1 protein-coding gene is annotated in these 1,984 nt (G+C 44.0%); it reads right to left on the bottom strand.

Translation table 11 applies throughout. The features are described from left to right. Window positions 1-350 precede the first annotated feature (350 nt). Window positions 351-1,649 carry an IS110 family RNA-guided transposase gene (locus BLS16_RS22995; RefSeq protein WP_092335897.1) on the bottom strand — a complete coding sequence of 433 codons (1,299 nt, stop codon included), beginning with the start codon at window positions 1,647-1,649 and terminating at the stop codon, window positions 351-353. Between the last annotated feature and the right edge of the window lie 335 nt (window positions 1,650-1,984).

The raw sequence follows: 1,984 nt of genomic DNA, 5'->3' as shown, positions 1-1,984 counted from the left end.
AGACCAGCTAATAAAAGTCAAGGGGTTAATTGATAATTTCTTTTGTTTTTCGATTCCGAACAATGGGTATTGCAAACTAAGCCACTGAAAAATCCGAACAATGACCTAAACGTTAATTTTTGGAAGACCTGACCTAGAGGAAACGAGACGCTCGGCGCTAGCCAAGCAAACTCTCTTTTAATCTGGGTAACTTCTGAGGTAAAAGAGACTTTGCAGCCTTCAAGCGTTTGGGTGTCGTGCACGAGTCAATGGGATGATGGCAAGCATATCCTCGGTCTAACGCCCTCCGGTATCCCTCGCATCACCCTTGACGCTCTCAAACGGCTCTGTTGCATCAAACTAGTTAAGTTTTAAGCGGCGACAGGTTGAGGCTTTGCATTTCTCCAAGCTTGATGATCCTCAGGCCTTTTAAGCGCAAAGGACTTTTGGTCACGAAGGACCGCAAAGATGTAGTGAAGAAGTTTGTGCATGACGGCCACGAGAGCCACCTTTTTCTTCTTGCTGACGCATTTAGACTGGTAGAATTCTCTTAAAACCGGGTTGATCTCCTTGCCATTCCGAGTAGTTCTAATGGAGGCCATGGCGACTGTAAAAAGAATTCTCCTTCCAATTCGTGTGCCGCGTTTAGAAATCTTATTTCGGTCGCCGTTGAATTTACCGGACTGATTGACTGAGGGATCAAGACCAAAGAATGCCGTGAGGGCTTTAGGAGAGTTGAAAAGACTGAAGTCCCCAATCTCAGCAATAAGCGTAGCAGCCGTCAAAAAGCCAACACCTGGTATTTCATCAAGAAGCTCAACGTTCCGCCGTGCCTTGGCCGGGAATTCCTTGGAATCAATCATCTTATGGATTTGTGCCTCAATGCCATCTAAGCTTGCCTGCGTGTGTTCTATCCCATCAATATGAAACTTGATCTTAGTATCAAGCAATGAGAATTCACTGGGCATAGAAGAAGCAAGCTGAGCACAGTCACGAAGTAGCGCCACCTTATTAGAGGCCCACTTTAAGCCCTTGCGACCGGCTTTAGAGATTAAGAGAGTGAGGACGTCTGTATCAGCATCTCGAATAGCCCTAGGTGAAGGATAGTCTTGAAGAACCGCTAAAGCCGTCTTTCCAAAGGGTCCAGAGAACACGTCAAGGAATCCAGGAAAGAGCAAATAGAGATCCGTACAAAGCCTGTTCTTCATCTCAGAAAGCCTATCTGAAACGGCAAAATACTCCCTTGTCATCATGCGCAAAGCAAGAATTTGTGGTTCAGGCATCATGGAAACCTTAATATCTTGGTATTTAGCCAGCCTAGCGATGGCTTCAGCATCTTTATTATCATTTTTCACTTTTCTTAAGTCGAAATTCTTGGTAGAATGAACACACAAGGGGTTAAGTACAAAACCCTTGAGGTCATTCGATTTCAAGAAGAAGAAGAGTGGTAAATGAAAGATACCCGTAGATTCTACGAAGTAGATGGGCTTTCGATTTAACCGCTCTTCTTCTTTTTTGAGGATATCAAGCAGTTTATGAAAGCCGGGGGGATTGTGATCAATCCTAAAGGGTTTACGGATGAGTTCCCCCGTCGGTGCTAACATGGCAACAATAGAGAATTCAGAAGAAACATCGATTCCGACCACGAAATCGTTAAGAAACTGAGACAAGGGAACACAACCTTTCGAACAGAATGAATCAGAGCATCCACTAAGGAAGAATGTCAAACAACCTTGCTTTTGAAACGGGTAGCACTAGAGTAGTGACCCAACCAGCTAAACATCGAATCATTCTTGTGGAGTGACACGCTATTTTACGGATAATCCTCCGAAGAGGGATCCAGGAGTGACGCACATCTATCTCTCTAACAAAAGTGAGTATAACACAATATTTAGTGGTTGAGATCCAGCGTGTCAACTAATTCATCTGAACAATTTGGAGTCAATTATCAAGGAACGTTCGGGTTCGTTTTGTAACCTGAACCCTATATTTATCTTACAAGGAG

It is taken from the genome of Desulfosporosinus hippei DSM 8344, assembly GCF_900100785.1.
Taxonomy (GTDB): Bacteria; Bacillota; Desulfitobacteriia; order Desulfitobacteriales; family Desulfitobacteriaceae; genus Desulfosporosinus; species Desulfosporosinus hippei.
The sequence above is the reverse complement of the archived record's forward strand: the minus strand, read 5'-3'. Positions and strand labels throughout refer to the sequence as shown.